Source organism: Streptomyces sp. NPDC052496 (assembly GCF_040679095.1).
In the GTDB taxonomy this organism is placed as follows: Bacteria; Actinomycetota; Actinomycetes; order Streptomycetales; family Streptomycetaceae; genus Streptomyces.
The window spans coordinates 43,451-66,199 of record NZ_JBFAUH010000019.1 but is presented as its reverse complement, the minus strand read 5'-3'; the positions used below and the strand labels follow the sequence as shown (position 1 = coordinate 66,199).

20 protein-coding genes and 1 tRNA gene are annotated in these 22,749 nt (G+C 72.2%); 12 read left to right on the top strand and 9 right to left on the bottom strand.

What is annotated here, in order from left to right; all coding sequences use genetic code 11:
• Nucleotides 1-121 precede the first annotated feature (121 nt).
• Nucleotides 122-1,609 carry an MBL fold metallo-hydrolase gene (locus tag AB0L45_RS24710; RefSeq protein WP_365843396.1) on the top strand — a complete coding sequence of 496 codons (1,488 nt, stop codon included), beginning with the start codon at nucleotides 122-124 and terminating at the stop codon, nucleotides 1,607-1,609.
• Here AB0L45_RS24710 and AB0L45_RS24705 read toward each other — a convergent pair.
• Nucleotides 1,569-3,017 carry an MFS transporter gene (locus AB0L45_RS24705; protein WP_365843394.1) on the bottom strand — a complete coding sequence of 483 codons (1,449 nt, stop codon included), beginning with the start codon at nucleotides 3,015-3,017 and terminating at the stop codon, nucleotides 1,569-1,571. The two genes, AB0L45_RS24710 and AB0L45_RS24705, sit on opposite strands and share 41 nt — an antisense overlap.
• Nucleotides 3,018-3,486: 469 nt before the next feature.
• On the opposite strand from AB0L45_RS24705, the gene AB0L45_RS24700 reads away from it, so the two are divergent.
• Nucleotides 3,487-4,002: an AMP-binding protein gene (locus AB0L45_RS24700; RefSeq protein ID WP_365843392.1), complete on the top strand. Its 516-nt coding sequence runs from the start codon at nucleotides 3,487-3,489 to the stop codon at nucleotides 4,000-4,002.
• Between the two features lie 28 nt (nucleotides 4,003-4,030).
• Here the strand turns inward: AB0L45_RS24700 and AB0L45_RS24695 are convergent, their stop codons facing one another.
• Both AB0L45_RS24695 and AB0L45_RS24690 read right to left on the bottom strand, forming a co-directional pair.
• Nucleotides 4,031-4,417 carry a recombinase family protein gene (locus tag AB0L45_RS24695; RefSeq protein WP_365843390.1) on the bottom strand — a complete coding sequence of 129 codons (387 nt, stop codon included), beginning with the start codon at nucleotides 4,415-4,417 and terminating at the stop codon, nucleotides 4,031-4,033.
• 187 nt (nucleotides 4,418-4,604) lie between these two features.
• A complete protein-coding gene (locus tag AB0L45_RS24690; protein ID WP_365843388.1) occupies nucleotides 4,605-5,798 on the bottom strand; it encodes a helix-turn-helix transcriptional regulator in 1,194 nt (397 codons plus the stop codon).
• Nucleotides 5,799-5,970: 172 nt separating this feature from the next.
• On the opposite strand from AB0L45_RS24690, the gene AB0L45_RS24685 reads away from it, so the two are divergent.
• Complete coding sequence (locus AB0L45_RS24685; protein ID WP_365843386.1) at nucleotides 5,971-6,237, top strand: hypothetical protein; 267 nt, start codon at nucleotides 5,971-5,973, stop codon at nucleotides 6,235-6,237.
• Between the two features lie 46 nt (nucleotides 6,238-6,283).
• Here the strand turns inward: AB0L45_RS24685 and mscL are convergent, their stop codons facing one another.
• The 5 genes from mscL to AB0L45_RS24660 form a co-directional block, all read right to left on the bottom strand.
• Complete coding sequence (gene mscL / locus AB0L45_RS24680; RefSeq protein WP_365843384.1) at nucleotides 6,284-6,802, bottom strand: large conductance mechanosensitive channel protein MscL; 519 nt, start codon at nucleotides 6,800-6,802, stop codon at nucleotides 6,284-6,286.
• A gap of 784 nt (nucleotides 6,803-7,586) precedes the next feature.
• Nucleotides 7,587-8,420: an S-methyl-5'-thioadenosine phosphorylase gene (locus AB0L45_RS24675; RefSeq protein WP_365843382.1), complete on the bottom strand. Its 834-nt coding sequence runs from the start codon at nucleotides 8,418-8,420 to the stop codon at nucleotides 7,587-7,589.
• Between the two features lie 170 nt (nucleotides 8,421-8,590).
• Nucleotides 8,591-8,941: an FmdB family zinc ribbon protein gene (locus AB0L45_RS24670; protein ID WP_365843380.1), complete on the bottom strand. Its 351-nt coding sequence runs from the start codon at nucleotides 8,939-8,941 to the stop codon at nucleotides 8,591-8,593.
• A 69-nt stretch (nucleotides 8,942-9,010) separates the two neighbouring features.
• Nucleotides 9,011-10,234, bottom strand: a complete 1,224-nt coding sequence (locus AB0L45_RS24665; protein ID WP_365843609.1) for an MFS transporter — start codon at nucleotides 10,232-10,234, stop codon at nucleotides 9,011-9,013.
• A 407-nt stretch (nucleotides 10,235-10,641) separates the two neighbouring features.
• Entirely contained in the window at nucleotides 10,642-12,219 is a 1,578-nt protein-coding gene (locus tag AB0L45_RS24660; RefSeq protein ID WP_365843378.1) for a potassium/proton antiporter, read from the bottom strand.
• A 270-nt stretch (nucleotides 12,220-12,489) separates the two neighbouring features.
• Between AB0L45_RS24660 and AB0L45_RS24655 the strand changes: the two genes are divergently transcribed.
• On the top strand, nucleotides 12,490-15,363 hold the full coding sequence (locus AB0L45_RS24655) for a penicillin acylase family protein (protein ID WP_365843376.1): 2,874 nt from the start codon (nucleotides 12,490-12,492) through the stop codon (nucleotides 15,361-15,363).
• Between the two features lie 69 nt (nucleotides 15,364-15,432).
• Here the strand turns inward: AB0L45_RS24655 and AB0L45_RS24650 are convergent, their stop codons facing one another.
• Entirely contained in the window at nucleotides 15,433-16,026 is a 594-nt protein-coding gene (locus tag AB0L45_RS24650; protein ID WP_365843374.1) for a 5-formyltetrahydrofolate cyclo-ligase, read from the bottom strand.
• Between the two features lie 80 nt (nucleotides 16,027-16,106).
• Between AB0L45_RS24650 and galU the strand changes: the two genes are divergently transcribed.
• From galU to AB0L45_RS24610, 8 genes are all read left to right on the top strand, one after another.
• Entirely contained in the window at nucleotides 16,107-17,009 is a 903-nt protein-coding gene (galU, locus tag AB0L45_RS24645; protein WP_365843372.1) for a UTP--glucose-1-phosphate uridylyltransferase GalU, read from the top strand.
• A gap of 4 nt (nucleotides 17,010-17,013) precedes the next feature.
• Nucleotides 17,014-18,330: a gephyrin-like molybdotransferase Glp gene (glp, locus tag AB0L45_RS24640; RefSeq protein ID WP_365843370.1), complete on the top strand. Its 1,317-nt coding sequence runs from the start codon at nucleotides 17,014-17,016 to the stop codon at nucleotides 18,328-18,330.
• 281 nt (nucleotides 18,331-18,611) lie between these two features.
• The gene (moaC, locus tag AB0L45_RS24635) at nucleotides 18,612-19,094 is read left to right on the top strand and encodes a cyclic pyranopterin monophosphate synthase MoaC (RefSeq protein WP_365843368.1); all 483 of its coding nucleotides are present in this window, start codon (nucleotides 18,612-18,614) and stop codon (nucleotides 19,092-19,094) included.
• A gap of 254 nt (nucleotides 19,095-19,348) precedes the next feature.
• Nucleotides 19,349-19,915: a MogA/MoaB family molybdenum cofactor biosynthesis protein gene (locus AB0L45_RS24630; RefSeq protein WP_365843608.1), complete on the top strand. Its 567-nt coding sequence runs from the start codon at nucleotides 19,349-19,351 to the stop codon at nucleotides 19,913-19,915.
• A complete protein-coding gene (locus AB0L45_RS24625) occupies nucleotides 19,912-20,535 on the top strand; it encodes a GNAT family protein (protein WP_365843606.1) in 624 nt (207 codons plus the stop codon). The genes AB0L45_RS24630 and AB0L45_RS24625 overlap by 4 nt, the downstream gene beginning before the upstream one ends.
• Nucleotides 20,536-20,686: 151 nt before the next feature.
• The gene (gene glpR, locus AB0L45_RS24620; RefSeq protein WP_365843366.1) at nucleotides 20,687-21,829 is read left to right on the top strand and encodes a gephyrin-like molybdotransferase receptor GlpR; all 1,143 of its coding nucleotides are present in this window, start codon (nucleotides 20,687-20,689) and stop codon (nucleotides 21,827-21,829) included.
• A 76-nt stretch (nucleotides 21,830-21,905) separates the two neighbouring features.
• Nucleotides 21,906-21,978 (top strand) — tRNA-Ala (locus tag AB0L45_RS24615).
• Between the two features lie 298 nt (nucleotides 21,979-22,276).
• Nucleotides 22,277-22,696 carry a DUF3995 domain-containing protein gene (locus AB0L45_RS24610; RefSeq protein ID WP_365843364.1) on the top strand — a complete coding sequence of 140 codons (420 nt, stop codon included), beginning with the start codon at nucleotides 22,277-22,279 and terminating at the stop codon, nucleotides 22,694-22,696.
• The last annotated feature ends 53 nt before the right edge of the window (nucleotides 22,697-22,749 follow it).

Here is a 22,749-nt window from a genome sequence, read left to right as displayed (position 1 = left end):
GGTCGTGTCCGAACTTGTCGCCGCCGACGCCGCATGCCTAATGTACGTACATCCGTGCATCCGCACAACACACTCCCCGTGGGTCCGTGGTCGCGGGCCCGCAGGACCACGGAGGTCGACCGTGCACTTCGCGCAGTACTACCTCGACTGCCTCTCCCAGGCGTCGTACCTGATCGGCGACGAGACCACCGGACGCGCCGTCCTCGTCGACCCACGCCGCGACATCGACGATTACCTGCGCGACGCGGAAGCGGCCGGACTGCGTATCGAACTGATCATCGAGACGCACTTCCACGCCGACTTCCTCTCCGGCCACCTCGAACTGGCCCGCGCCACCGGCGCCACCATCGCCTTCGGCGAGGCCGCCGAGACGGGCTATCCGATACGGCGGCTGCGGGACGGCGAACGGATATACCTGGGCGCGGAGCAGGGGGCCCGCCCCCATGCCCCGGAACCCCCCGGCGTGACCCTCACCGTCCTCGCCACCCCCGGCCACACCCCGGAGTCCATCTGCCTCGTCGTCCACGAACAGCCGGACGCCGAGGAGCCGTACGGCGTCCTGACCGGCGACACCCTGTTCGTCGGCGACGTGGGACGCCCCGACCTGCTCGCCGCCGCCGGACTGACACCGCAGGACATGGCGGGCCGCCTCTACCACTCCCTGCACGGCAAACTGCTCACCCTCCCGGACGCCACCCGGGTCTTCCCCGGGCACGGCGCCGGCTCGGCCTGCGGCCGCAACCTCTCCACGGAGACCACCTCCACCATCGGCGACCAGCGCCGCCTCAACTACGCGCTGCAGCCCATGCCGGAAGCCGACTTCGTACGCCTGGTCACGGCCGGCCAGCCCGCCACCCCCGGCTACTTCGCCCACGACGCCGCCCTCAACCGCGACGGCCACCCGCTCCTGGACTCCGCGCCGCCCGCCGCCCTCACCCTCGATGCGGCGCTGGCCGCCTGCCGGGACGCCGGTGCCGTCCTGCTGGACAGCCGCCCCCTCGCCGCGTACACCGAGGCGCACTTCACCGGGTCGCTGCACATCAGCCTGGACACCCGGTTCGCCGAGTACGCGGGCAGCGTGGTGGCGCCCGGCACGCCCATCGTCCTGGTCAGCGACCCGGGCACGGAGTGCGAGGCGCGCCTCCGCCTGGCCCGCATCGGTTACGACCACGTCCTCGGGCACGTACCGGACCCGGCCGCCGAACTCGCCCGCCGCCCCGAGCTGGTGTCACGCACGCGCCGGTTGGCGCCTGGGGAGGTGCCGGTGGGGGAGGTTCCGGTCGGGGACGTTCCGGCCGGAGGTGTTCCGGTCGGGGACGTTCCGGCCGGGGGCGGTCCCGGTGGTGACGTTCCGGCCGGGGGCGTCCAGCTGGTCGATGTCCGTAACCCTGCCGAGTACGAGACGGGCGCCCTGCCCGGCGCCCGCAACCTGCCCCTCGCGAGCCTCGCCACCGGCTGCGCGTCCTTGGATCCGGACCGCCCGGTCGTGCTCTACTGCCGTAGCGGCGCCCGCTCCGTGATCGCCGCCGCGCTGCTGGAGGCCCGCGGCTTCCGGGACGTACGGGACGTCATCGGCGGGTACGAGGCGGTCGCGGCCCTGTCCGGCTGAGGCGTGTCCGTGTGTGGCCCGAGCGCATGTCCCGCAGCCGCAGCCGTAGTGGCAGCCATAAACGCGGCCGTAGTGGCAGTCGTAACCGCAGCCGCAGCCGCAGCCGCAGCCGCAGCAGCAGGGCCGGGCAGGCAACCGCGCACCCGACCGCGGCCGGCCACAGCGCCCCCTCGGGGTCCGTCCCGGCCGGGGCGAGGCCCAGCCCGGCCGTCACTGTGATCACGCACTTGGTCAGCCCGGACGCCTCCCCCGCGCGTTCCGGGCGCACCACAGCCTGCGTGGCCGTCAGGGCCAGGGCACCCGCCACGCCGAGCGAGGCCGCGGCGACGGTGGCCGCCGCCAGTAGTACGGCCTGCCCCGTGCCCGTCACTGTCGCCGCCACCGGCTTCGACACCGCCACTGTCTTCGCCACCGCTATTGTCTTCGCCCCCGCCACCGGCTTCGCCGCCGCCCCCAGCACTGCCAACGCGGCAGCGGCGAGGCCGAGGCAGGCGGCCATCGTGGGCTCGGCGGCGCCGGCCGGTATGCGTCCGGCCACCGGCCCGGCCGCCGCCATCGCTGCCGCCGGTACGAGGAAGGCGGTCCCCGCGCCCAGTACGGACATGCCCTGGCCTTCCTGGAGCGCGAGCGGAACCACGTAGAGCAGCGCCACGGTCGCCGCGTTGGCCACCGCACCGGCCGAAGTGAGCGCGACGTAGGGCGCGTTACGGAAGAGAGCCGGCTCGAACAGCGGCGCGCGCGACCGGCGCTCGCCCCGTACGAACAACACGCCGAGCACCACTGCGCCCGCCGCCCACCCGCACGCCTGCCACCACGCCCCGGCGCTCTCGATGGCGAGCGCGCAACAGGCAGGCACCCCGGTCCCCAGGACCAGCGAGCCCCAGCCGTTCCGGAGGCGGGCGCCCACCCCTCCCGCCCGGCATACGGCACCCTCCCGCGCCTCGCAGGCGCGCCCGGCACACAGCACCGCCGCCCCACACAACGGCACGTTCACCCAGAACACGGCCCGCCACGACAGCGCCTGAGCCAGCGCCCCGCCCACGAACGGCCCGCACGCCGTGGCGATACCGGCCAGCCCCAGGGCGTACCCCGTCACGACGCGTGCCCGCCCCGGCGGGAAAGCACGTGTCAGCAGCGCCAGCCCCACCGGCATGACCAGCGCCCCACCCGCCCCTTGCACCACCCGCAGTATCACCAGCACCGGCAATGAGGATGCCAGCGCGCACCCCGCCGACGCCCCTCCGAACAGTGCGAGCCCGATGCCCAGCAGCCGCCGCCTCCCGTACAGATCACCCAGCCGCCCGGCAGCCGGCATCAAGGACCCGGCCGCCAGCAGATAACCACTGATCACCCATGGTCCGGCAGCCGCGGACGCGTGCAGGTCCCGGCGGATCACCGGCAACGCCATGTTCAGCGCAAAGGCATCCAGCTGCACACAAAACCCACCGACCGCCACCGCCACCACAGCCCACAACCGCCCCGGCACCACCGCCTGCAGTCGCCCCCGCGTGGCAGCCCGCAACCGCCCCCGCACCACCGCCCGGCCATCGCCCGCCCCACGCTGCCCGCCGCCGATCCACCCGAACATCTGACACACCACTCCACCTCTCGCGCCACGCGGGTCGGCGCGGCGCGGTACGCACGGATGAGGAAGGGAAAAGGTGGGTGGATTGCGTGTGCCGGAGACCGGGCAGAGACGTGAGGGTGCCGCACGGGCACCTTCGGCTTCGTACGAGCACGCCGCTCGGAAGGCACGAGAAGCGACGCCTCCAGGGACGCCGCCAACGCGGCAGCTACGGGGCGCGGGCCACGCCGTACAGCAGACGTTCAGCGATTGTTGATCGCTGATCTTCAGGCTGGTCCGCATGTTGCGCCGTGTGATCTCCGAGCATGAGGAAACGACCCGGGAAGCGCAAGAGCTCCCGGCGCCCCCGCCCCCGATAGCCCTCACCTGGCACGGCGAGCCGGGACGTCACGAGGAGCTGACGCACACCATGCTCATGGGCCAGGCCAAGCGGGCCGCCGCTGCGCTGGCCCGGCTCGGGGTACGGGCCGGCGACCCGGTGGCGGTGCACCTGCCGCTGGTCCCGGAGTCGGTCATCGCCACCCTCGCCTGCGGCCGGCTCGACGCCGTCCGTACGACGCTGCCGGTCTACCTGACCGTGCCCGAACTCGCCGAAGCGGCCCGGGACTCCGGCGCCAAGGTGATCATCACGGCGGACGCCGCGTTCTGGGACGGCGCGGTACGCCCGGTCAAGCCCGTACTGGACCGGGCCCTGCGCCGCGACTGCTCGCAGGTGCGGTCCGTCCTCGTGGTGAACCGCACCAGCCGCCCGGTGTCCTGGACAGCGGGCCGCGACCACTGGTGGCACGAGGCCCTCGGCACCCGCTGACGCCCGGTCACGGCCGCGTCTGCGGCCCTCACCGGGCGGCCGGCACCCGTACGTACCCGGCCCGCTCGTCGCTCTCGCCGAACGTCGTGGCCGAGTACCCACCCGCCCGCGCGACGCGCCGCTGCAACGCGAGCCGCCCTTCGACGTCGTGCGCGAACCGGTTCCAGTGGTGCACCAGACAGAACGCGCGCCGCCCCACCACCATGCGCCGCAACACCCCGATCAGCGCCCCCAACTCAGGCCGCTCACCCCCCAACGCCTCATCCCCGAAGTCCGCCCAGACTCCGGCCACCTCCCACCCCTGCTGCTCGGCATAGGTGCGACACCCACCGACCCGCATCTCCAACATGGCATGCGAGCGCGTGGCGTTACGGTCGTAGATGAAGGCGAGTGGGGGTGTGGTGTCACCGGTCATGCCTGGCTCCTGGTGTCTCGCGGAGCAGCGCCCCCTTCGCCCCGGACCGGACCGGGAACGCGTGGGCGCCGCGTCATGAGGAGCACGCTAGGCAGTGACGCAGGCCCGCCCCAGGGATGCCGTGTCCCACTTCGCGTCAGCGGTAGGACGGCAGGCCCCACGTCCCGGAGGGGTGGGGCGGGGTGTCCTACTCCTCCACCCCCAGCCTGCCGGCGAGTTCCCGTGCCGGTGTGTTGTGGCGTCTGGTGTTGGTGCGGAGCTCTGCGACCAGGCGGCGGGAGGTCGAGTGGTAGCGCATCCACTCGGGAGCGTCCCGTTCGGCGTGGAGGAGGGCGCGTATCGCTGACGTGTCGTCTTCGAGGTCGTGGTGGGCCAGGGCCCGGTCGACGTGGAAGCGGGCCCGCCAGGTGGGCGGGAGGCAGGCGAGGGCGGGTACTGCGCGGGCCTCGCGGACGGCGCGGTCGCTCTGTTCCATCTCCACCAGGAAGTTGACCTTGGCGATGCCGGCGTTGGCCGGGCCGAAGGGGATGGCGTAGACGATCAGGTCCTCCCCGATCCGCTCGGCCGCCGCCGAAGCCATCCGCAGCAGGTCGGTGACGGCCGCGTACCGCTTCTGACGGACGGCGGCGGTGGCGGCGCGCAGCAGCAGGATGCCCCAGAGGGCTATGTCGCGGGGCGGCGAACGGAACCCCGGCTCGATCGCGTCCGCCCGGGCCGTCGCCACGCGCTCGGCGTCGGCAAGGCGGCCCTGCTTGGTGAGCACCCAGCTCAGGGTGGACGCCGACAGCGTTTCGAGACGGGGGTCGTCGCAGAGCCGGACGGCCGCGACGGAACGCTCCATGGCGGTGAACGCCGCGTCCTCCTTGCCCAGGGCGGCCAGCGTGGTGGCGGCGACCTGGTAGGCGACGGCCAGTACGGAGTGGGCGGCGGCGGCCTCCGCGCCCGTGAAGGCATGGGCGGCCATCCGCGCGTCACGGATCAGACTGGGCAGCAGGACACCGATCTCGCCCATCCGCCCCTCGCGCCTGATGCCGTCCGTCGAGCGGAGCGCCGCGCGCAACTGGCCGATGCTGGGCGGGTCCTCGTACTCCTCGTCACCGAGCAGGTCCGAGACCGGTGACACGGCACGGCGCAGAGCCAGCACCGACGGGGCGTCCTCCTGGGCGGGCCGCTGGACCTCGAAGGTGCCGGGCTGGCCGACGAGGTAGGACGGCTCGGTGTCCAGGGCGGCCGCCAGCGCGTTGAGGGTGGACAGCCGCGCCGTTCTGCGGCGGCCTTGCTCCAGCTTGCGGACGACGTCCACCGAAAGGCCCGCGGCCTCGGCGAGCTGCTCCTGCGTCAGACCGCGGCGCAGCCGGAGCCGAGCCAGCCGGTCACCCATTCCTGCTTCGTACGCGGCACTCATGAAGACCCCCGCCGGAAGGTGTTCCCGTAACGGTACGCCCGGGCACCCCGCGGGCCGCAAACGTATGGGAACGCCGCTCCTCCCGCGGCCCCCGCCCGCCGACCGGCGGCACCGGAGAGCTTTCCTCCACCGGCCGTACCCTGGAGAGGTGAGTACCACCCCTGAATCCCGGCCCGAGGCTGACGCGGAGTCGCAGCAGGAGCCGCGGCGGGCGGAGGGCGCGGAGCGGCCTCGGCAGCCCAAGGCTCCCGCATCCGCATCTGCTGCCGCCGCCGCTGCACTGATCTTTGACGATCCGCTGGACCGGCAGTCGTCGGACGACACCGACCGTGGCTGGGGCGAGCGCCCGTCCGGTGGCGGCAGTGCTGCCGATCTTGCGCGCTTTCTCGACGAGAAGCCGCCCCACCACCTCTGACCGAGGCGCCGGGGCGGCTTCGCCGTACCGGAGGGGCCGAGGGCCCTTACTGCGTCTTCTGCGGGACCACCGAGCCCGCGCCGCCACCGGCGGACGAGCCCGCCGGCGAGCCGGGCAGCGAGCCGTTGCGCTGGGCCACGAGCGCGTCGCGGATCTCCTGCAGCAGTTCGACCTCGGTCGGGGCCGCCGGGGCGTTGTCCACCGGCTTCTTGGCTTCCTGGCGGGCCTTCCACTTGTTCATCGGCAGGATCATGAGGAAGTACACGACCGCGGCGGTGATCAGGAACGTCAGGACGGCGCTGAGCACCGATCCCCACAGGATGTAGATCCCGTCGGTGTAGTCGCCCGACTTCGCGTCCGTGTGGCAGGTGGTGAGGCAGGCCTTGTAGTGGTCCAGGTTCTGCGAGCCCAGGGCGCCGACGATCGGGTTGATCACGCCCTTGACCACCGCGTTCACGATGTTCGTGAACGCGGCTCCGACCACGACGGCCACCGCGAGCTCGATCACGTTGCCGCGCATCAGGAATTCCTTGAATCCCGCGAGTACGCCCGTCTTCCCGCTCACTTGAAAGCCTCTTTCCACACTCACTACGAACCGTGCAACGAACAGCACCGCAACCTACGGCAGGGCAGGGCGAGGCTGTCCAATCCCATGACCTGAACCGGTGAGCGGACAGAGCGTCCGTACGGATCGGCGCCGCGTCCCGGCCGGCCGGGGAAGAACCTTCCCCACAGCACGGCTGACGCACCCCGCCACGTCGGCCAGTGTCGCGCGCATATCGGGCAAAGGCCACTCGATCACCGCCCGGCGCGGTCGGCACGATGGGCGAGGTCATGACTGCTCCCACCCGGGGCGGTCTCCAGAAGCCGGTGCCGCGCAGGCGCCCGCGGGGCCCGAAGCGCGGCCCTCGCCGCTCTGATGTGCCGTCGCGGTCAGGGCCGCGGCCGTCATCGCCAGCCCCGCCGTCACGGTCCGCCGCCGGTGCCGGACCGCTCGGCGCAGCCGGTGCCGCCCGCCCCGCGCCCGTACGGGGGTGAAGTGCGCAACGTCACATGGGGGAGGGAGGGGGAGGGGCGGGGTGACGTCCTCCAGCGACGGGGGAGAGGCGGGAGGTGGGGCGGGGCGAGGAGGGACAGGGAGGTAGGAGGAGAGCTGGGGCACGGTGACCACCGCCTGCGGTGCCGGAATCGGTGCGGACGAGCTCCACCGTGCCGGACTTCGCCGAAGCCTGCTCGGGCCTGTGGACAACGGGCGTCGGCGTTCGGCGGCCGAGGGCGGTTACCCGCAGGTTGTGGAAAAACCGGTCACTCTCTCACCCCGCACCGGCCCCCCGCGCCCCTTCGACCTCTCACGGCAACTGGATCCCCAGATCCCACCCCGCGTGCGCGTCCGCGCACAAGCAGGCCCGGTCCGTCGACGCCGGCAGCGCTCCCACCGCGTCGAACAGCACCTCGCGCAACCGCCCCACGTTCCGCCCGAAGACCTCCAGCACCTCCTCGTGCGAGACGCCCTCGCCCGTCTCCGTACCGGCGTCCAGGTCCGTGACCAGCGTCAGCGACGTGTAGCAGAGGCTCAGCTCGCGGGCGAGCACCGCTTCCGGGTGGCCGGTCATGCCGACCACCGACCAGCCCTGCGCCGCGTGCCACCGGGACTCGGCGCGGGTCGAGAAGCGCGGCCCCTCGACGACCACGAGCGTGCCGCCGTCCACCGGCTCCCACCCGCGGCCCCGGGCCGCCGTCACCGCCGCCGCCCGGCCGGCCGGGCAGTACGGGTCGGCGAACGACACGTGCACCACGTTCGGCACGCTGCCGTCCGCCAGCGGTATCCCGTCGAAGTACGTCTGTGCCCTGGCCTTCGTACGGTCCACGAGCTGGTCCGGTACGAGCAGCGTCCCCGGGCCGTACTCCGGGCGCAGGCCGCCCACCGCGCACGGCCCGAGGACCTGTCGCACACCGACCGACCGCAGCGCCCACAGGTTGGCGCGGTAGTTGATGCGGTGCGGCGGCAGGTGGTGCCCGCGGCCGTGCCGGGGGAGGAAGGCGACGGTGCGTCCGGCCACCTCGCCGAGGAAGAGGGAGTCGCTGGGAGCGCCGTAGGGAGTGTCGACCGTGACCTCTGTCACGTCGTCCAGGAAGGAGTAGAAGCCGGATCCGCCGATGACACCGATCTCCGCGTCAGCCATGCGGTCACATTAGACGCGGGCGGGGATGTCCGGGGAGGGTGCCTCAAGCGCGCACGTCAGGGGGCGTCCCGGAACGCCCGTAGCCCCGCCGTCCAGGACGGCGGGGCTACCGCGAAGAGGTGCCGGTCGCGCGGGCGGCCGGGGTGCTGCTGGGCGAGCCGTGGCGCCGCTCAGGCGGCCGAGGTCTTCGGTGCCGAGCCGGCGCTCGTACCCGAGGAGCTCGACGAACCGGCGGACGACTTCGACTCGCTGCCGGAGGAGGACGAGGAGGACCCGGAGTCCGAGGACGACGAGGAACTCGACGACGAGGACGAGCTCGACGCGGGGGTGCTGCTGGACGACGAGCCGCGGCTGTCGTTCCGGTAGAACCCGGAGCCCTTGAACACGATGCCGACCGCGGAGAACACCTTCTTGAGGCGTCCCTGGCAGGCGGGGCACTCGGTGAGCGCGTCGTCGGTGAACTTCTGCACCGCCTCAAGGCCCTCGCCGCACGCGGTGCACTGATACTGGTAGGTCGGCACTGTGACTTCCTCCTGGCACTCTCACTCGATGAGTGCTAACGACGCTCCATAGTGCAGTATTCCGGCCCGTCAGTCCACTGTTGCCGGTGTGCGGTGACCGACCCCACGTCCGACGACCCGTGTTTCGGAGCGCGGCACCAGGTGTCCCCGGAACACCGCCAGCACCACCAGCGCCAGGCCCGTACCGCACAGCGGCACCAGGAATCCGGAGTGCGGACCGAAGTGGTCCGCCAGCAGACCGGCGATCGTCGACGCCGCCGCCTGGCCGAGGCCGACCGCGCCGGTCAGCCACGTGAACGCCTCCGTACGGGCGGCGGCCGGCACCAGCGAGTCGACCAGCGTGTAGCCGGTGATCAGTGCCGGGGCGATGCACAGGCCGACCAGCAGGCCCGCCCCGCCCATCAGCGGTGCCACGCCGACCGCCCACAGCGGGGTGGTCATCAGCGTCAGCAGCCCGTACCCGACCAGCAGGCGGCGCCGGGGACCGACCTTCCAGGCGATCGCGCCGCACACGATGCCGGCCAGCATGTTGCCCGCCGCGAAGACCCCGTACAGCAGGCCGTTGATGCCGGGCTGCCCGATGTCCTCGGCGAAGGCCGTCAGGGAGACCTGCATGCCGCCGAAGACCGTGCCGATGCCGAAGAGGCCCGCGATCAGGACCCGCAGACCCGGCACCGACAGCGCCGAGACGCGCTTGGCGGAGCTGTCCGCCGACCGGTGCACCGGCGGCTGGCTGCGCCGCTGCGCCGCGAACAGCAGGCCGCCGCCCAGCGTCAGGGCGCCTTCGGCGACCAGGCCGGCCGCCGGGTGGATGCCGGTGCACAGCGCGGTCGCCAGCACCGAGCCGACGACGAAGGTGAACTCGTCGGTCACCGACTCGAAGGCGGTGGAGGTCGGCATCAGGGGCGTACCGGTCAGCTTGGCGGCCCACCGGGAGCGCACCATGGGGCCGATCTGCGGCGTCGAGGCGCCGGTCGGTACGGCGATGACCAGCAGCGCCCACAGCGGCGCGTGCGACAGCGCCAGCGTGATCATCGCGGCGACCGCCGCCGCGTGCACCAGTACGCCGGGTACGAGTACCGCGCGCTGCCCGAAGCGGTCCGCCAGCTTGCCGCTCTGCGGCGCGAACAGCGCCATCGAGACGCCGGTGACCGCCGAGACGACACCGGCGGTGCCGTACGAGCCGGTGGTGTGCTGGACGAGCAGCAGGATGCTGAACGTCAGCATCGCGAAGGGCTGGCGGGCCAGGAAGCCCGGCAGCAGGAACGCCCAGGCGCCGGGGGTACGCAGCAGCTGCCCGTAACCGGGGCGGGCTTCCTTGGCGGAAACCTGCTCCTGGGAGGTGTTCTGGGGGGCGGCCTCGCCCTGCGCGCCCTTGCCCGCGTTGTCCTTGACCGCGGATGCCACGGCCGAGCCTTTCTACCGCCTGGTAGCGCGCTGCCCGCGAGGTTGTCACGGGGTGTGCGCGCCGAGAGCTGTCCTCTCGCGCAGGACCGAGTGATACCGCGTGGTCCGCACCGGGGAGGTGGCTGCGTGTGGCAGGGGACCGCGGCCGCCGAGCGGTCGCGCCAGCTCTGCGTCAGGCAGAGTTGGTTCCTTTGATTGCGCATTCATAGTACAGGCCGATGCGCGGGAAACCCGGGGGTCAGCCGGGGTTTCCCGCGTATCTCACACCGCCGCGCTCACCGGGGACGCCCCGCTCACCGCGCCGGCGTGTGCGGCGGCCGCCCTCCGGTCCCGGTCCTGCCGTCCGGGTGCTTGCCGGCCTTCCCGGACGTGCTCACGGGGCGCTCGCCGGACCGGTCGCCCGGCCGGACGCCCACCTTCTTGACGGGCCGCCGCCCGCCCGGTGCGCCCGGCGCCAGCCAGCCGGCCAGCTTGCCGTGCTGGGAGACGGCCTGGAGCCGGTTCTCGACCGCGTCGCGTACCGGGTCCGTGGCCACGACCAGCAGATCGTCCCCGCGCCGCAGTACGGTCGTCGGCGACGGGACGAAGCTGGTGCCGTCCCGTACGACGAGGGTCACCGCGGCGCCCGGGGGCAGCCGCAGTTCGCTGATCTCCACACCGTGCATCCGCGACTTGACGCTGATCGTGGTGGACAGCAGATGGCCGCGCAGCCGCTCCAGCGGCGCCGACTCGATGCCGAGGTCGGCGGCCTCCTCGTCGTCCCCCAGGCGCAGCTTCCTGGCCAGCCAGGGCAGCGTCGGGCCCTGGATCAGGGTGTAGACGACGACCAGGATGAAGACGATGTTGAAGACCCGGTCGCTGCCGGGCACGCCGCCCACCATGGGGATGGTGGCCAGCACGATCGGTACGGCGCCGCGCAGCCCGGCCCACGACAGCAGCGCCTTCTCCCGCCAGGGCACCTTGAAGGGCAGCAGCCCGAGGAAGACCGACATCGGCCGGGCGACGATCGTCAGGATCAGGCCGATGATCAGCGCCGGCACCGCGTCGTCGAAGAGCGTGTGCGGGGTGACCAGCAGTCCGAGCAGGACGAACATGCCGATCTGGCCGATCCAGCCGAGTCCCTCGGCGAAGCCGCGGGTGGCGGCCGAGTGCGGCAGTTTCGCGTTGCCGAGGATCAGCGCGGCCAGGTAGACCGCGAGGAAGCCGGAGCCGTGCGCCAGCGCGCCCGCCGCGTAGGCGGAGACCGCGATGGCCATCACGGCGATCGGGTACAGACCGGAAGCGGGCAGCGCCACGTGCCGCATCCCGTACGCGCCCAGCCAGCCGATGGCCAGGCCTATGGCCGCGCCGATCGCCAGCTCCAGGGCGATCTCGCCGATCAGGACGTACCAGTGCTCCACCGGTCCCGCGGTGGAGAACGCGACGACGAGGATGACCACGGGGGCGTCGTTGAAGCCGGACTCGGCTTCCAGGACGCCGGTCAGCCGGGCGGGCAGCGGGACATTGCGCAGTACGGAGAAGACCGCCGCGGCGTCCGTCGAGGAGACCACCGCGCCGATGAGGAGCGCCTGCCGCCAGTCCAGGCCGACCAGGTAGTGCGCGCCGGCCGCGGTGACCCCCACGCTCACCGCGACACCGAACGTGGAGAGCACCGCGGCCCTGGGCAGCGCGGGTCTGATCTCTTTCCACTTCGTGCCGAGGCCGCCCTCGGCCAGGATGACGACCAGCGCGGTGTAGCCCAGTATCTGGGTCAGCTCGGCGTTGTCGAAGACGACACCGCCGAACCCGTCCTGCCCTATGGCGATGCCTATCCCCAGGTAGATGAGCAGGCTGGGCAGTCCGCTGCGGGAGGAGAGGCGCACCGCCACCACCGCGACGAGCAGGACGAGGGCGCAGATCAGCAGAAGTTCGTTGAGGCGGTCGACAGTCAGGACTGGTCCTTCCTCGTGGCGGGCCGTCAGGCACGGGAACGGGCACAGGGCTGGGCGGGCTGGCTTTCCTTACTGTATCTAGTTACTGAGGCTAACAATTTACCATTGCTTGAAACTTCGAGGTGCCGGCGGCTACACCGCGTAGGGCTCGGCGGACCCGTGCGCCTATGGTTGCTCCAGCACTCCCACCCTGCCCCTCGAAGGACAGAGATGCCCGCCAACAAGTCCGCCCCCGCCCCTGACAAGGCTGCGAAGAAGCCGAAGAAGAAGGGGCGGCGCGGCCGCCTCGTCGCGATCACGGTCGTGCTTCTGCTCGTGGCGGGCATCGGCTACGGCGCGTACTGGGGCGTCAGCACCGTCCGCGCCTCGTACCCGCAGACCACCGGTTCCCTGAAGTTGGCCGGTCTGAGCGCCCCTGTCGACGTCTCCCGCGACGGCAACGGCATTCCGCAGATCTACGCCGACACCGACGAGGACCTCTTCCGCGCCCAGGGCTTCGTACAGGCCCAGGACCGCTTCTGGGAGATGGACGTACGCCGCCACATGACGGCCGGCCGCCTCTCGGAGATGTTCGGCCAGAGCCAGGTCGACACCGACGCCTTCCTGCGCACGCTCGGCTGGCACCACGTCGCGCAGCAGGAGTACGACACCAAGCTGTCCCCGCAGACGAAGAAGTACCTCCAGGCGTACTCCGACGGCGTCAACGCGTACCTGAAGGACCACGAGGGCTCGGCGCTCTCCCTGGAGTACGCGGCGCTCGGCTTCCAGAACGACTACAAGCCGCAGAAGTGGACCCCGGTCGACTCGGTGGCCTGGCTCAAGGCCATGGCCTGGGACCTGCGCGGCAACATGCAGGACGAGATCGACCGCGCCCTGCTGTCCAGCCGCTTCAGCCCGACGCAGATCGACCAGCTCTACCCGAAGTACCCGGCCAAGCGGAACAAGCCGATCGTCGAGGGCGGCGCGGTCGACCCGGCCACCAAGGACTTCGACGCGAAGGCCACGCCGAGCGGCGGCGCGCAGAACAGCTCGGGCCAGGGCGCGGGTACGGGGCCGGGCGCCGGTACGGGGAACGGCGCCGGTACGCGTACGGGCTCGGGGACCGGCACCGGCGCGGGGACCGGAAACGGCACCGGCACCGGCGGTGGCACCGGCATCAACTCCGCCGCCTCCGCCACCCAGGGCGTCAAGACCCAGCTCTCCTCGGTCTCCAAGTCCCTGGAGAAGATCCCGGCCCTGCTCGGCCCCAACGGCAACGGCATCGGCTCCAACTCCTGGGTCGTCTCCGGCGCCCACACCACCACCGGCAAGCCGCTGCTCGCCAACGACCCGCACCTGGCCCCCCAGATGCCGTCGCTCTGGTACCAGATGGGCCTGCACTGCCGCACCACCAGCGCCAAGTGCAACTACGACGTCTCCGGTTACACCTTCTCCGGAATGCCGGGCGTGATCATCGGTCACAACCAGGACATCTCCTGGGGCATGACCAACCTCGGCGCCGACGTCACCGACCTGTACCTGGAGAAGATCAACGCCAACGGCTACCTGTCGGGCGACAAGCTCCAGCCGTACAAGACCCGCAAGGAGACCATCAAGGTCGCCGGCGGCGCGGACCGCGAGATCACCGTCCGCTCGACCGACAACGGCCCGCTGATCTCCGACCGCGACGACGAGCTGACCAAGGTCGGCAAGCACGCCCCGGTCGGCAACGCGGCCCCGGACCGCGGCGACGGGTACGGCATCTCGCTGCGCTGGACCGCCCTGGACCCGGGCAAGTCGATGGACGCGGTCTTCGAGTTGAACCGGGCCAGGAACTGGACGGACTTCCGCAAGGCCGCCGCGCACTTCGAGGTGCCCTCGCAGAACCTGATCTACGCCGACACCAAGGGCAACATCGGCTACCAGGCGCCCGGCCGGATCCCGGTCCGCGGCAAGGGCCACGACGGCACCCTGCCCGCCCCCGGGTGGGATCCCAAGGCCCGCTGGGACGGGTACGTGCCCCAGAAGGCGCTGCCCAACGAGTACAACCCGGCCCGCGGCTACATCGTCACCGCCAACCAGGCCGTCATCGACCCGGACAAGTACCCCTACCTGCTGACCAAGGACTGGGGCTACGGCGCTCGCAGCCAGCGGATCAACGACCTCATCCAGTCGAAGATCAAGGACGGCGGCAAGATCTCGACGGATGACATGCAGACCATGCAGATGGACAACAGCAGCGAGATCGCCAAGCTGCTGACGCCCTACCTGCTGAAGATCGACGTGGACAACGCCTACGTCCGCGAGGCGCAGAAGCTGCTGGAGGGCTGGGACTACACCCAGGAGCCCGACTCGGCCGCCGCCGCGTACTTCAACGCGGTCTGGCGCAACACCCTCAAGCTGGCCTTCGGCAACAAGATGCCCAAGGAGCTGCGGGTCGACGGCCAGTGCCTCAACGTCCGCCCGGCCGACGACACCGGCCCGGCCGACGACCAGGACAAGCTGGTGCGCGAGTGCGGCGAGCGCGCCCCCGACCAGGCGCAGCCCGACGGCGGCGACCGCTGGTACGAGGTCGTCCGGTCCATCCTGGAGGACCCGAAGAACGACTGGTGGAAGACCGAGTCCCGGCCCGGCCGCGTCCTGGACGCCAACCGCGACCAGCTCCTCGCGCACGCCATGCGCGACGCGCGCTACGAGCTGACCAGCAAGCTGGGCAAGAACGTCGACAACTGGAGCTGGGGCCGCCTGCACCAGATGTTCCTGAAGAACCAGACCCTGGGCACCAGCGGCCCGGGCTTCCTCCAGGGCCTGTTCAACCGCGGCCCCTGGAACCTGGGCGGCGGCGAGGCGGCCGTCGACGCCACCGGCTGGAACGCGGCCGGCGGCTACGGGGTCACCTGGGTGCCGTCGATGCGGATGGTGGTCAACCTGGCCGACTTGGACAAGTCGCGCTGGATCAACCTGACGGGCGCCTCCGGGCACGCGTACAGCGCGCACTACTACGACCAGACGGACAAGTGGGCCAAGGGCGAACTGCTCCCGTGGGCCTTCTCCCAGAAGGCCGTCAAGGCCGCGGCCGAGGACACGCTGACGCTGTCGCCGTGACGGGCCGCTGACCACGTACGCCGGGCGGGCCCGAAGACTCTCAAGGTCTTCGGGCCCGCCCGGTCCCGTCTACGGGGCGAACCGCCGCACGCCCCCCGGCGTCACCGCCACGTCCACCGGCCGGTCGTGCTCCTCGGCCGGCACCTCCGCCAGCACCTCCGCGTCGTACAGCAGCACCACCTTCGCCGGCCGCGCGCCCGCCTTCGCCAGCCGCTCCAGGACCCGGTCGTACGACCCGCCGCCGCGCCCGAGCCGCATCCCGCGCCGGTCCACCGCGAGCCCCGGCAGCAGCACCGCGTCCGCCCCGGTGACGGCCTGCGGGCCCAGCCGGGGCCCGGCGGGCTCCCGCAGGCCCCGTCCGGCGGGTACCAGGTTCTCGGCGCCGTCGTACGCGGCCCAGTCCAGGTCGTCGTCCGGCAGCAGTACGGGCAGCAGCACCCGCACCCCGGCCGCGTGCAGCTGGTCCAGCAGCGCGAGCGTGGACGGCTCGCGCCCCACCGACACGTACGCGGCGACCGTGCCCGCCCCCGCCACCTCCGGCAAGGCCAGCGCACGGCGCGCCAGCACCGCCCCCGCCGCCTGGATTTCACCGGCCGGCAACTGGGCCCTCACGTCCAGGAGGGTGCGCCGCAACGCACGCTTCCTACCGTCGTAACCGCTCATGATGCGCCGTCGCTCCCGCTTCTGTGGCCCGTTCTCAGGACCCCATCTTCCGGCGCAAAGTGCCGGTTATCGTGATCCGCATGACTCCATCGCGTACGCGGATCACCAAGGCTGTCATTCCGGCAGCCGGTCTCGGGACACGCTTCCTCCCGGCGACCAAGGCCACGCCCAAGGAGATGCTGCCGGTCGTCGACAAACCCGCCATCCAGTACGTCGTGGAGGAGGCCGCCACCGCCGGACTCAGCGATGTCCTGATGGTCACCGGGCGCAACAAACGTCCCCTCGAAGACCATTTCGACCGCAATTACGAGCTCGAAGAAGCCCTCGACCGCAAGGGTGACGAATCGCGCCTCGCCCGCGTCCAGGAGTCCAGCGACCTGGCCACCATGCACTACGTCCGCCAGGGCGACCCCAAGGGCCTCGGCCACGCCGTCCTGTGCGCCGCCCCGCACGTCGGCGACCAGCCCTTCGCGGTCATGCTCGGCGACGACCTGATCGACCCCCGCGACCCGCTGCTCCGGCGCATGATCGAGGTGCAGGAGCAGCACGGCGGCTCGGTCATCGCCCTCATGGAGGTCGACCCGGCGCAGATCCACCTGTACGGATGCGCCGCTGCGGTACCGGACGGCGACGACGACGTCGTACTCGTCTCCGACCTGGTCGAAAAGCCCGATCCGGCCGACGCGCCCAGCAACCTCGCCATCATCGGCCGCTACGTCCTGGACCCGGCCGTCTTCGAGGTGCTGCGCACCACCGAGCCCGGACGCGGCGGCGAGATCCAGCTCACCGACGCCCTCCAGGCGCTCGCCGCCGACCCGTCCCTCGGAGGACCCGTGCACGGCGTGGTCTTCAAGGGGCGCCGCTATGACACCGGCGACCGTGGCGACTACCTCCGCGCCATTGTCAGACTGGCGTGCGAACGTGAGGACCTGGGCCCGGAGTTCCGGACCTGGCTGCGCAGCTTCGTCAGCGAGGAGATGTGACACCGTGAGCGCCACCACCGACCGGATCACCCACCAGGAACGCGTCTGGTCGGTGGCCGACCACCTCGAAGACGTACTGTCCAAGATCCACCCGCTGGAGCCGATCGACCTCCACCTCCTCGACGCGCAGGGGTGCGTCCTGGTGGAGGACGTCACCGTGCCCGCCGCCCTGCCGCCGTTCGACAACAGCTCCATGGACGGGTACGCGGTCCGCGTCGCCGACGTGGCGGGCGCCACCGAGGAGTTCCCCGCCGCCCTGACGGTGGTCGGTGACGTCGCGGCGGGCAGCGCCGAACTGCCCGCCGTCGGCCCCGGCGAGGCCGCCCGCATCATGACCGGCGCGCCGCTGCCGCCCGGCGCGGAGGCCGTCGTACCGGTGGAGTGGACCGACGGCGGTACGGGCCGCGGACCCGCCGAGGCGATGCGCGCGCACAGCGCCGCGCCCGAGGCCGCGGGCGGCGAGGTCCGGATCCACCGCCCGGTCGAGGAGCGGCAGCACGTACGCGCCCGGGGCAGCGACGTCCCGGCCGGCGAACTGGCCCTGAAGGCCGGCACCGTCCTCGGCCCCGCCCAGACCGGCCTGCTGGCCGCCATCGGGCGCGCCACGGTCCGGGTCCGGCCGCGCCCCCGGGTCGTGGTCCTGTCCACCGGCAGCGAACTGGTCCAGCCCGGTGAGGAGTTGGCCCCCGGCCAGATCCACGACTCCAACAGCTTCCAGCTCACCGCCGCCGCCCGCGCGGCCGGCGCCATCGCCTACCGGGTCGGCGCGGTCGCCGACGACGCCGAGACGCTGCGCGCCACCCTGGAGGACCAGCTCATCCGGGCCGACATCCTGGTGACCAGCGGCGGCGTCAGCGTCGGCGCGTACGACGTGGTCAAGGAGACGCTCGCCGACCTCTCCGCCGAGGAGGGCACCGTCGAGTTCCGCAAGCTGGCCATGCAGCCCGGCAAGCCGCAGGGCTTCGGCCTCATCGGCCCGGACCGCACCCCGCTGCTGGCCCTGCCCGGCAACCCGGTCAGCTCGTACGTCTCCTTCGAACTGTTCGTACGCCCCGCCATCCGTACGCTCATGGGCTTGCCCGACGTGCACCGCCACACCTCCCGGGCCACCTGCGGCGCGCCCGTCACCTCCTCGCCCGAGGGCAAGCGGCAGTTCCTGCGCGGCTGGTACGACGCCGACACCACCACCGTCACGCCCGTCGGCGGCGCCGGCTCCCACCTGATCAAGGCCTTGGCCCAGGCCAACGCCCTGATCGTGATCCCGGAGGAGACGACGGAGGTCGCGGAGGGGGCGGAGGTGGAGGTGGTGTTGCTGGGGTGAGGGCGAGGGGATGCCCGGGTGTCGGTGGTGTTTGCGGTGTTCTGCGGTGACCGCGGTGTCCGCGGTGTCCGTGGGGGGGGGCTGTGGGGGCCGTCCGTATCGGGCGGGGCGGGTGGTGGCCGTATGGTGCCGGGGGGCCGTCCGTACGGAGGTGTCCGTACGGTGCCGGGGGGCCGTCCGTACCGAACGTGCGTGCCGTCCTCGCCGGGTAGCCGGGTGGCGGCCGACGCCTGCGGGTACGGTGTCGTCGCACAGGCGGCACGGTCCGGACCGGGAGAACGATGAGCAGCGGCCAGCAAGACCTCACCCACCTCGACGCGTCGGGCGCGGCCCGCATGGTCGACGTGTCCCAGAAGGACGTCACCGCGCGCACCGCCCGCGCCAGCGGCCGTGTCCTGGTCGCGCCGCGCGTCGTCGAGCTGCTGCGCGGCGAGGGCGTCCCGAAGGGCGACGCGCTCGCCACCGCCCGGATCGCGGGCATCATGGGCGCCAAGCGCACCCCCGACCTGATCCCGCTGTGCCACCCGCTCGCGGTCTCCGGGGTCGAGGTGGACCTGCGGGTGACCGACGACGCCGTCGAGATCCTGGCCACCGTCCGCACCACCGACCGCACCGGCGTCGAGATGGAGGCACTGACGGCCGTCTCGGTCGCCGCCCTGACGGTCGTGGACATGGTCAAGGCGGTCGACAAGGGCGCGGTCGTCACCGACGTACGGGTCGAGGAGAAAACCGGCGGCAAGTCGGGCCACTGGAGCCGGTCATGACCGCGGACAAGGGCTCTGACCGGGACGTACGCGGCGCGCCGGCCGACCCGGGGCCGGACGCCGTACCGGACACCGAGCGCGGTACGACCCCCAACCCGGGCCCGGACACGGCCACCGGCCGCCCCGCGACCGAGACGCCCAACCCCGGCCCGGGCACGGCCACCGGTACGCCGGGCGCGGCTGCCACCACGCCCGCCAACCCGGGCCCGGGAGCAACCCGGCACCAGCACCAGCACCCGCACCCTTCCCCTTCCCTGTCCCCCTCCCCGTCCCCTTCGTCCTCCTCCGCCCCACCCCGGGCCCTCGTCGTCACCGCCTCCAACCGCGCGGCGGCCGGCGTGTACGCGGACAGGGGCGGGCCGCTGCTCGCCGAGGGCCTGACCGCCCTGGGGTTCGCGGTCGACGGGCCGCAGGTGGTCCCGGACGGCGACCCCGTCGAGGCCGCCCTGCGCGCCGCCGTCACCGCCGGGTACGACGTCGTCCTGACCACCGGCGGTACGGGCATCTCGCCCACCGACCGCACCCCCGAGGCCACCCGCCGCGTCATCGCCTACGAGGTCCCCGGCATCCCCGAGGCGATCCGTGCCGCGGGCCGCGCGAAGGTGCCCACCGCCGCGCTCTCCCGCGGCCTGGCCGGGGTCGCGGACCGTACGCTGATCGTCAACCTGCCCGGGTCGACCGGCGGCGTACGCGACGGCCTGGCCGTCCTCGCCGACCTCCTCCCGCACGCGGTGGACCAGCTGCGGGGCGGCGACCACGCGCCGGCGCACACAGGTGCCACCCAGGGCACGGACTCCCCCTCCACCGGGAGCGCACACTGAACGCCTCCTGGCCCGTCGTACTGGCGGACGGCGATACCGCCCTCCGCCCCATAAAGGTGCGCGACCAACGGGCCTGGCGCGAGGTCAACCGCCGTAACCGCGACTGGCTGCGCCCCTGGGAAGCGACCATCCCGCCGCCCCCGCCGGGCATCCCCGTGCCGCACCGGCCCACGTACCGCCAGATGGTCCGCCACCTGCGCGCCGAGGCGCACGCGGGCCGGATGCTGCCGTTCGTCGTCGAGCACCGCGGCCGGCTGGCCGGGCAGCTGACGGTGGCGGGGATCACCTGGGGCTCGATGTGCTCGGGGCACGTCGGTTACTGGGTCGACGAGGCGGTGGCCGGCCGCGGCGTCATACCGACGGCGGTGGCGCTCGCCGTCGACCACTGCTTCCGCTCGGTGGGCCTGCACCGCATCGAGGTCTGCATCCGGCCGGAGAACCTGCCCAGCCGCCGGGTCGTGGAGAAACTCGGCTTTCGGGAGGAGGGGCTGCGGCCGCGCTATCTGCACATCGACGGGGCCTGGCGCGACCACCTGGTATTCGCGCTGACCGCGGAGGAGGTGCCGGAGGGGCTGCTGAACCGCTGGCACCGGGAGAAGCCCAGCACACCCCACAAATAAAATAAGTGTTCGAATAGTTTCACCAATTGGCCACAAACGCATGCGGCTGATCTCAACAATCACAAAAAAAGTTCGAGATATCAGCCAGATCGTGCGACACACCGGCTCAATTGGCGGATGGCCCCCTGCAAACCCCTCTACCGTGTGAGACGTGAGCAGCAGCGGCCTCATCTACGCAGTCATCGTCGGGGCCTGGGCCGCCTACTTGGTGCCGATGTGGCTCCGCAGGCAGGACGAGCTCAATGAGGCCCGGCCGACGGAGCGCTTCAGTACCGCCATCCGGCTCCTGTCCGGACGGGCGGCCATGGAGCGCCGTTACGCCAAGGGGCTGGAAGGGCAGGACGGCCGGCCCACCGACGATGCGGGCGAAGCGCGTGAGCCGGACGCCGCGGCCGAGGAGGCCGACGTCCGGGACTTCGACGCGCCCGCGGACGACGTGCCGCCCGCCGCTGCCCGCCAGCAGGCGGCCGCGGCCGGCAGCACGCCGTCCGGTGGTCGGCCCGCGCCCGCGGGTGCCGCCGCGTCCGGGCCGGCGGCCCGGCCCGGCAAGAAGCCCGGTTCCGTACGGATCCCCACCGCCGACCGCATGAAGCGCGCCAAGGTGCTGGCCAGGCGCCGGCGCACCACCACGGTCCTCTTCCTCGCCTTCACGGTCGGCACGGTCATCGCGGCCGTCGGCGGCCTCGCCTTCCTCTGGGCGCCGGCCATCCCCGCCATACTCCTCAGCGCGTACATCGTCTACCTCCGCGCCCAGGAACGGCGGCGCTTCACCTTCACCATGGACCAGCGCCAGGCGGAGGCGGCGGCGCAACGGCTACGGGAGGGCAGGCCACGCCCTCCCCAGGCGTCCCAGCAGCCCGCCGCCGACGAAGCCCCCGCTGAGGACGCCGCCGCCCCGCCCCCCGCCCCGGCGCACCCCGCCGCGCCCGCCGCCCGCCCCGAGCCGGCGTCGACGGCCGGCCGCCGCGCCCTGGTGGAGGAGACCGACCACGCGGAGTGGGTGGACCAGCAGCGCGAACGCGAACGCACCGAGCCCGGCGGCTGGGATCCCGTCCCGGTCCCGCTCCCGACGTACGTCACGGCCCCGGTCGCCCCGCGCGCCACCAGCCACGTCGACCTCGACGCCGACGACGCCTGGAGCTCCGCCCGCTCCGGCCCGGCCACCGAGACCCGCCACCCGGCCCCGCCCACCGACCCCCAGCGCCGCCCCACCCCCGGCCGCCGCACCCGAGGCCGCACCCCCCTCTTCGACCAGTACGCCGACGACGACCGCCCCCGCGCCGCGAACGAGTGACCCGGCCACAGCTGACCAGCACGGGAAGCGATTTTTGAGCACCCGGACAAGGATGCTAGAGTTTCACTCGTCGCAAGGGCCTGTGGCGCAGCTGGTAGCGCACCTCGTTCGCAACGAGGGGGTCAGGGGTTCGAATCCCCTCAGGTCCACCGACGGACTGTTCTCGACGTGGTTCGGGAGTGGTTCATGAGATCCCGTCCGATCTGTTGATCGGGCGGGATCTTTGCGTTGGGGGTGTGGTCTCCGCGGGCGGTGACTTGTGTGGTGCGAGGTGGTGGCTCGTTGTTCCGTGGCGCTGACCGGGCGCTGAGCTGGGCGCCTATGGGTGTCTGGGGGTGGCCGGTGCAGTGGTCTAGCCCCAACTGCTGGGCTGTCTGCCGCAGTTGACATACTGCTTTCGTTCCTGTGCAGGCGGCGATGGGGGAGGCGCTGAATATGGTTCGGACTGTGGTTCCTGTGGGGTTGGCGGTGGTGCTTGCGGGGATCGGGGTGCTGCACTTCGTCTGGGCCTTCTCGACGTGGCCGATGAAGGACGCGGTGACGTTCACCAAGACGATCGGCGGCAGTGACGACGGTGTGATGCCGTCGGCGTCGAGCACGATGCTGGTGGGTGCGGCCCTGATCGGTGGTGCGGTGCTCACCCTCATGGTCAATGGGTCCGTCCCGGCGATCGGCCCGGACTGGCTGCGGCTGGTGGGGATGTACGGCTTGGCCGTGGTGCTGTTGGTCCGTGGGGTGGGCGGGTACTTCATGAACTCCGGAGCCGCCGTGGAGTTCCAGCGGTTGAACAGCTTCCTGTACTCGCCGTTGTGTGTGGCGCTCGGGGTCCTGGGCGGCATCGTCGCGGTGGCCGCGAGCAGGCGCTGACGTCCTGCGGGAGATGCCTGGTGGGGGATGCCGTGAGGGGGTGACCGGTGCGG

Bases quoted from the DNA above. Each gene is read 5' to 3' on its own strand.
- AB0L45_RS24705 (WP_365843394.1), bottom strand. From the start codon at position 3,017: ATGGCGTTGCCGGTGATCCGCCGGGACCTGCACGCGTCCGCGGCTGCC.
- AB0L45_RS24695 (WP_365843390.1), bottom strand. From the start codon at position 4,417: ATGACCGGTGACACCACACCCCCACTCGCCTTCATCTACGACCGTAAC.
- AB0L45_RS24690 (WP_365843388.1), bottom strand. From the start codon at position 5,798: ATGGGTGACCGGCTGGCTCGGCTCCGGCTGCGCCGCGGTCTGACGCAG.
- AB0L45_RS24675 (WP_365843382.1), bottom strand. From the start codon at position 8,420: ATGGCTGACGCGGAGATCGGTGTCATCGGCGGATCCGGCTTCTACTCC.
- AB0L45_RS24655 (WP_365843376.1), top strand. From the start codon at position 12,490: ATGCCCGCCAACAAGTCCGCCCCCGCCCCTGACAAGGCTGCGAAGAAG.
- AB0L45_RS24650 (WP_365843374.1), bottom strand. From the start codon at position 16,026: ATGAGCGGTTACGACGGTAGGAAGCGTGCGTTGCGGCGCACCCTCCTG.
- galU (WP_365843372.1), top strand. From the start codon at position 16,107: ATGACTCCATCGCGTACGCGGATCACCAAGGCTGTCATTCCGGCAGCC.
- moaC (WP_365843368.1), top strand. From the start codon at position 18,612: ATGAGCAGCGGCCAGCAAGACCTCACCCACCTCGACGCGTCGGGCGCG.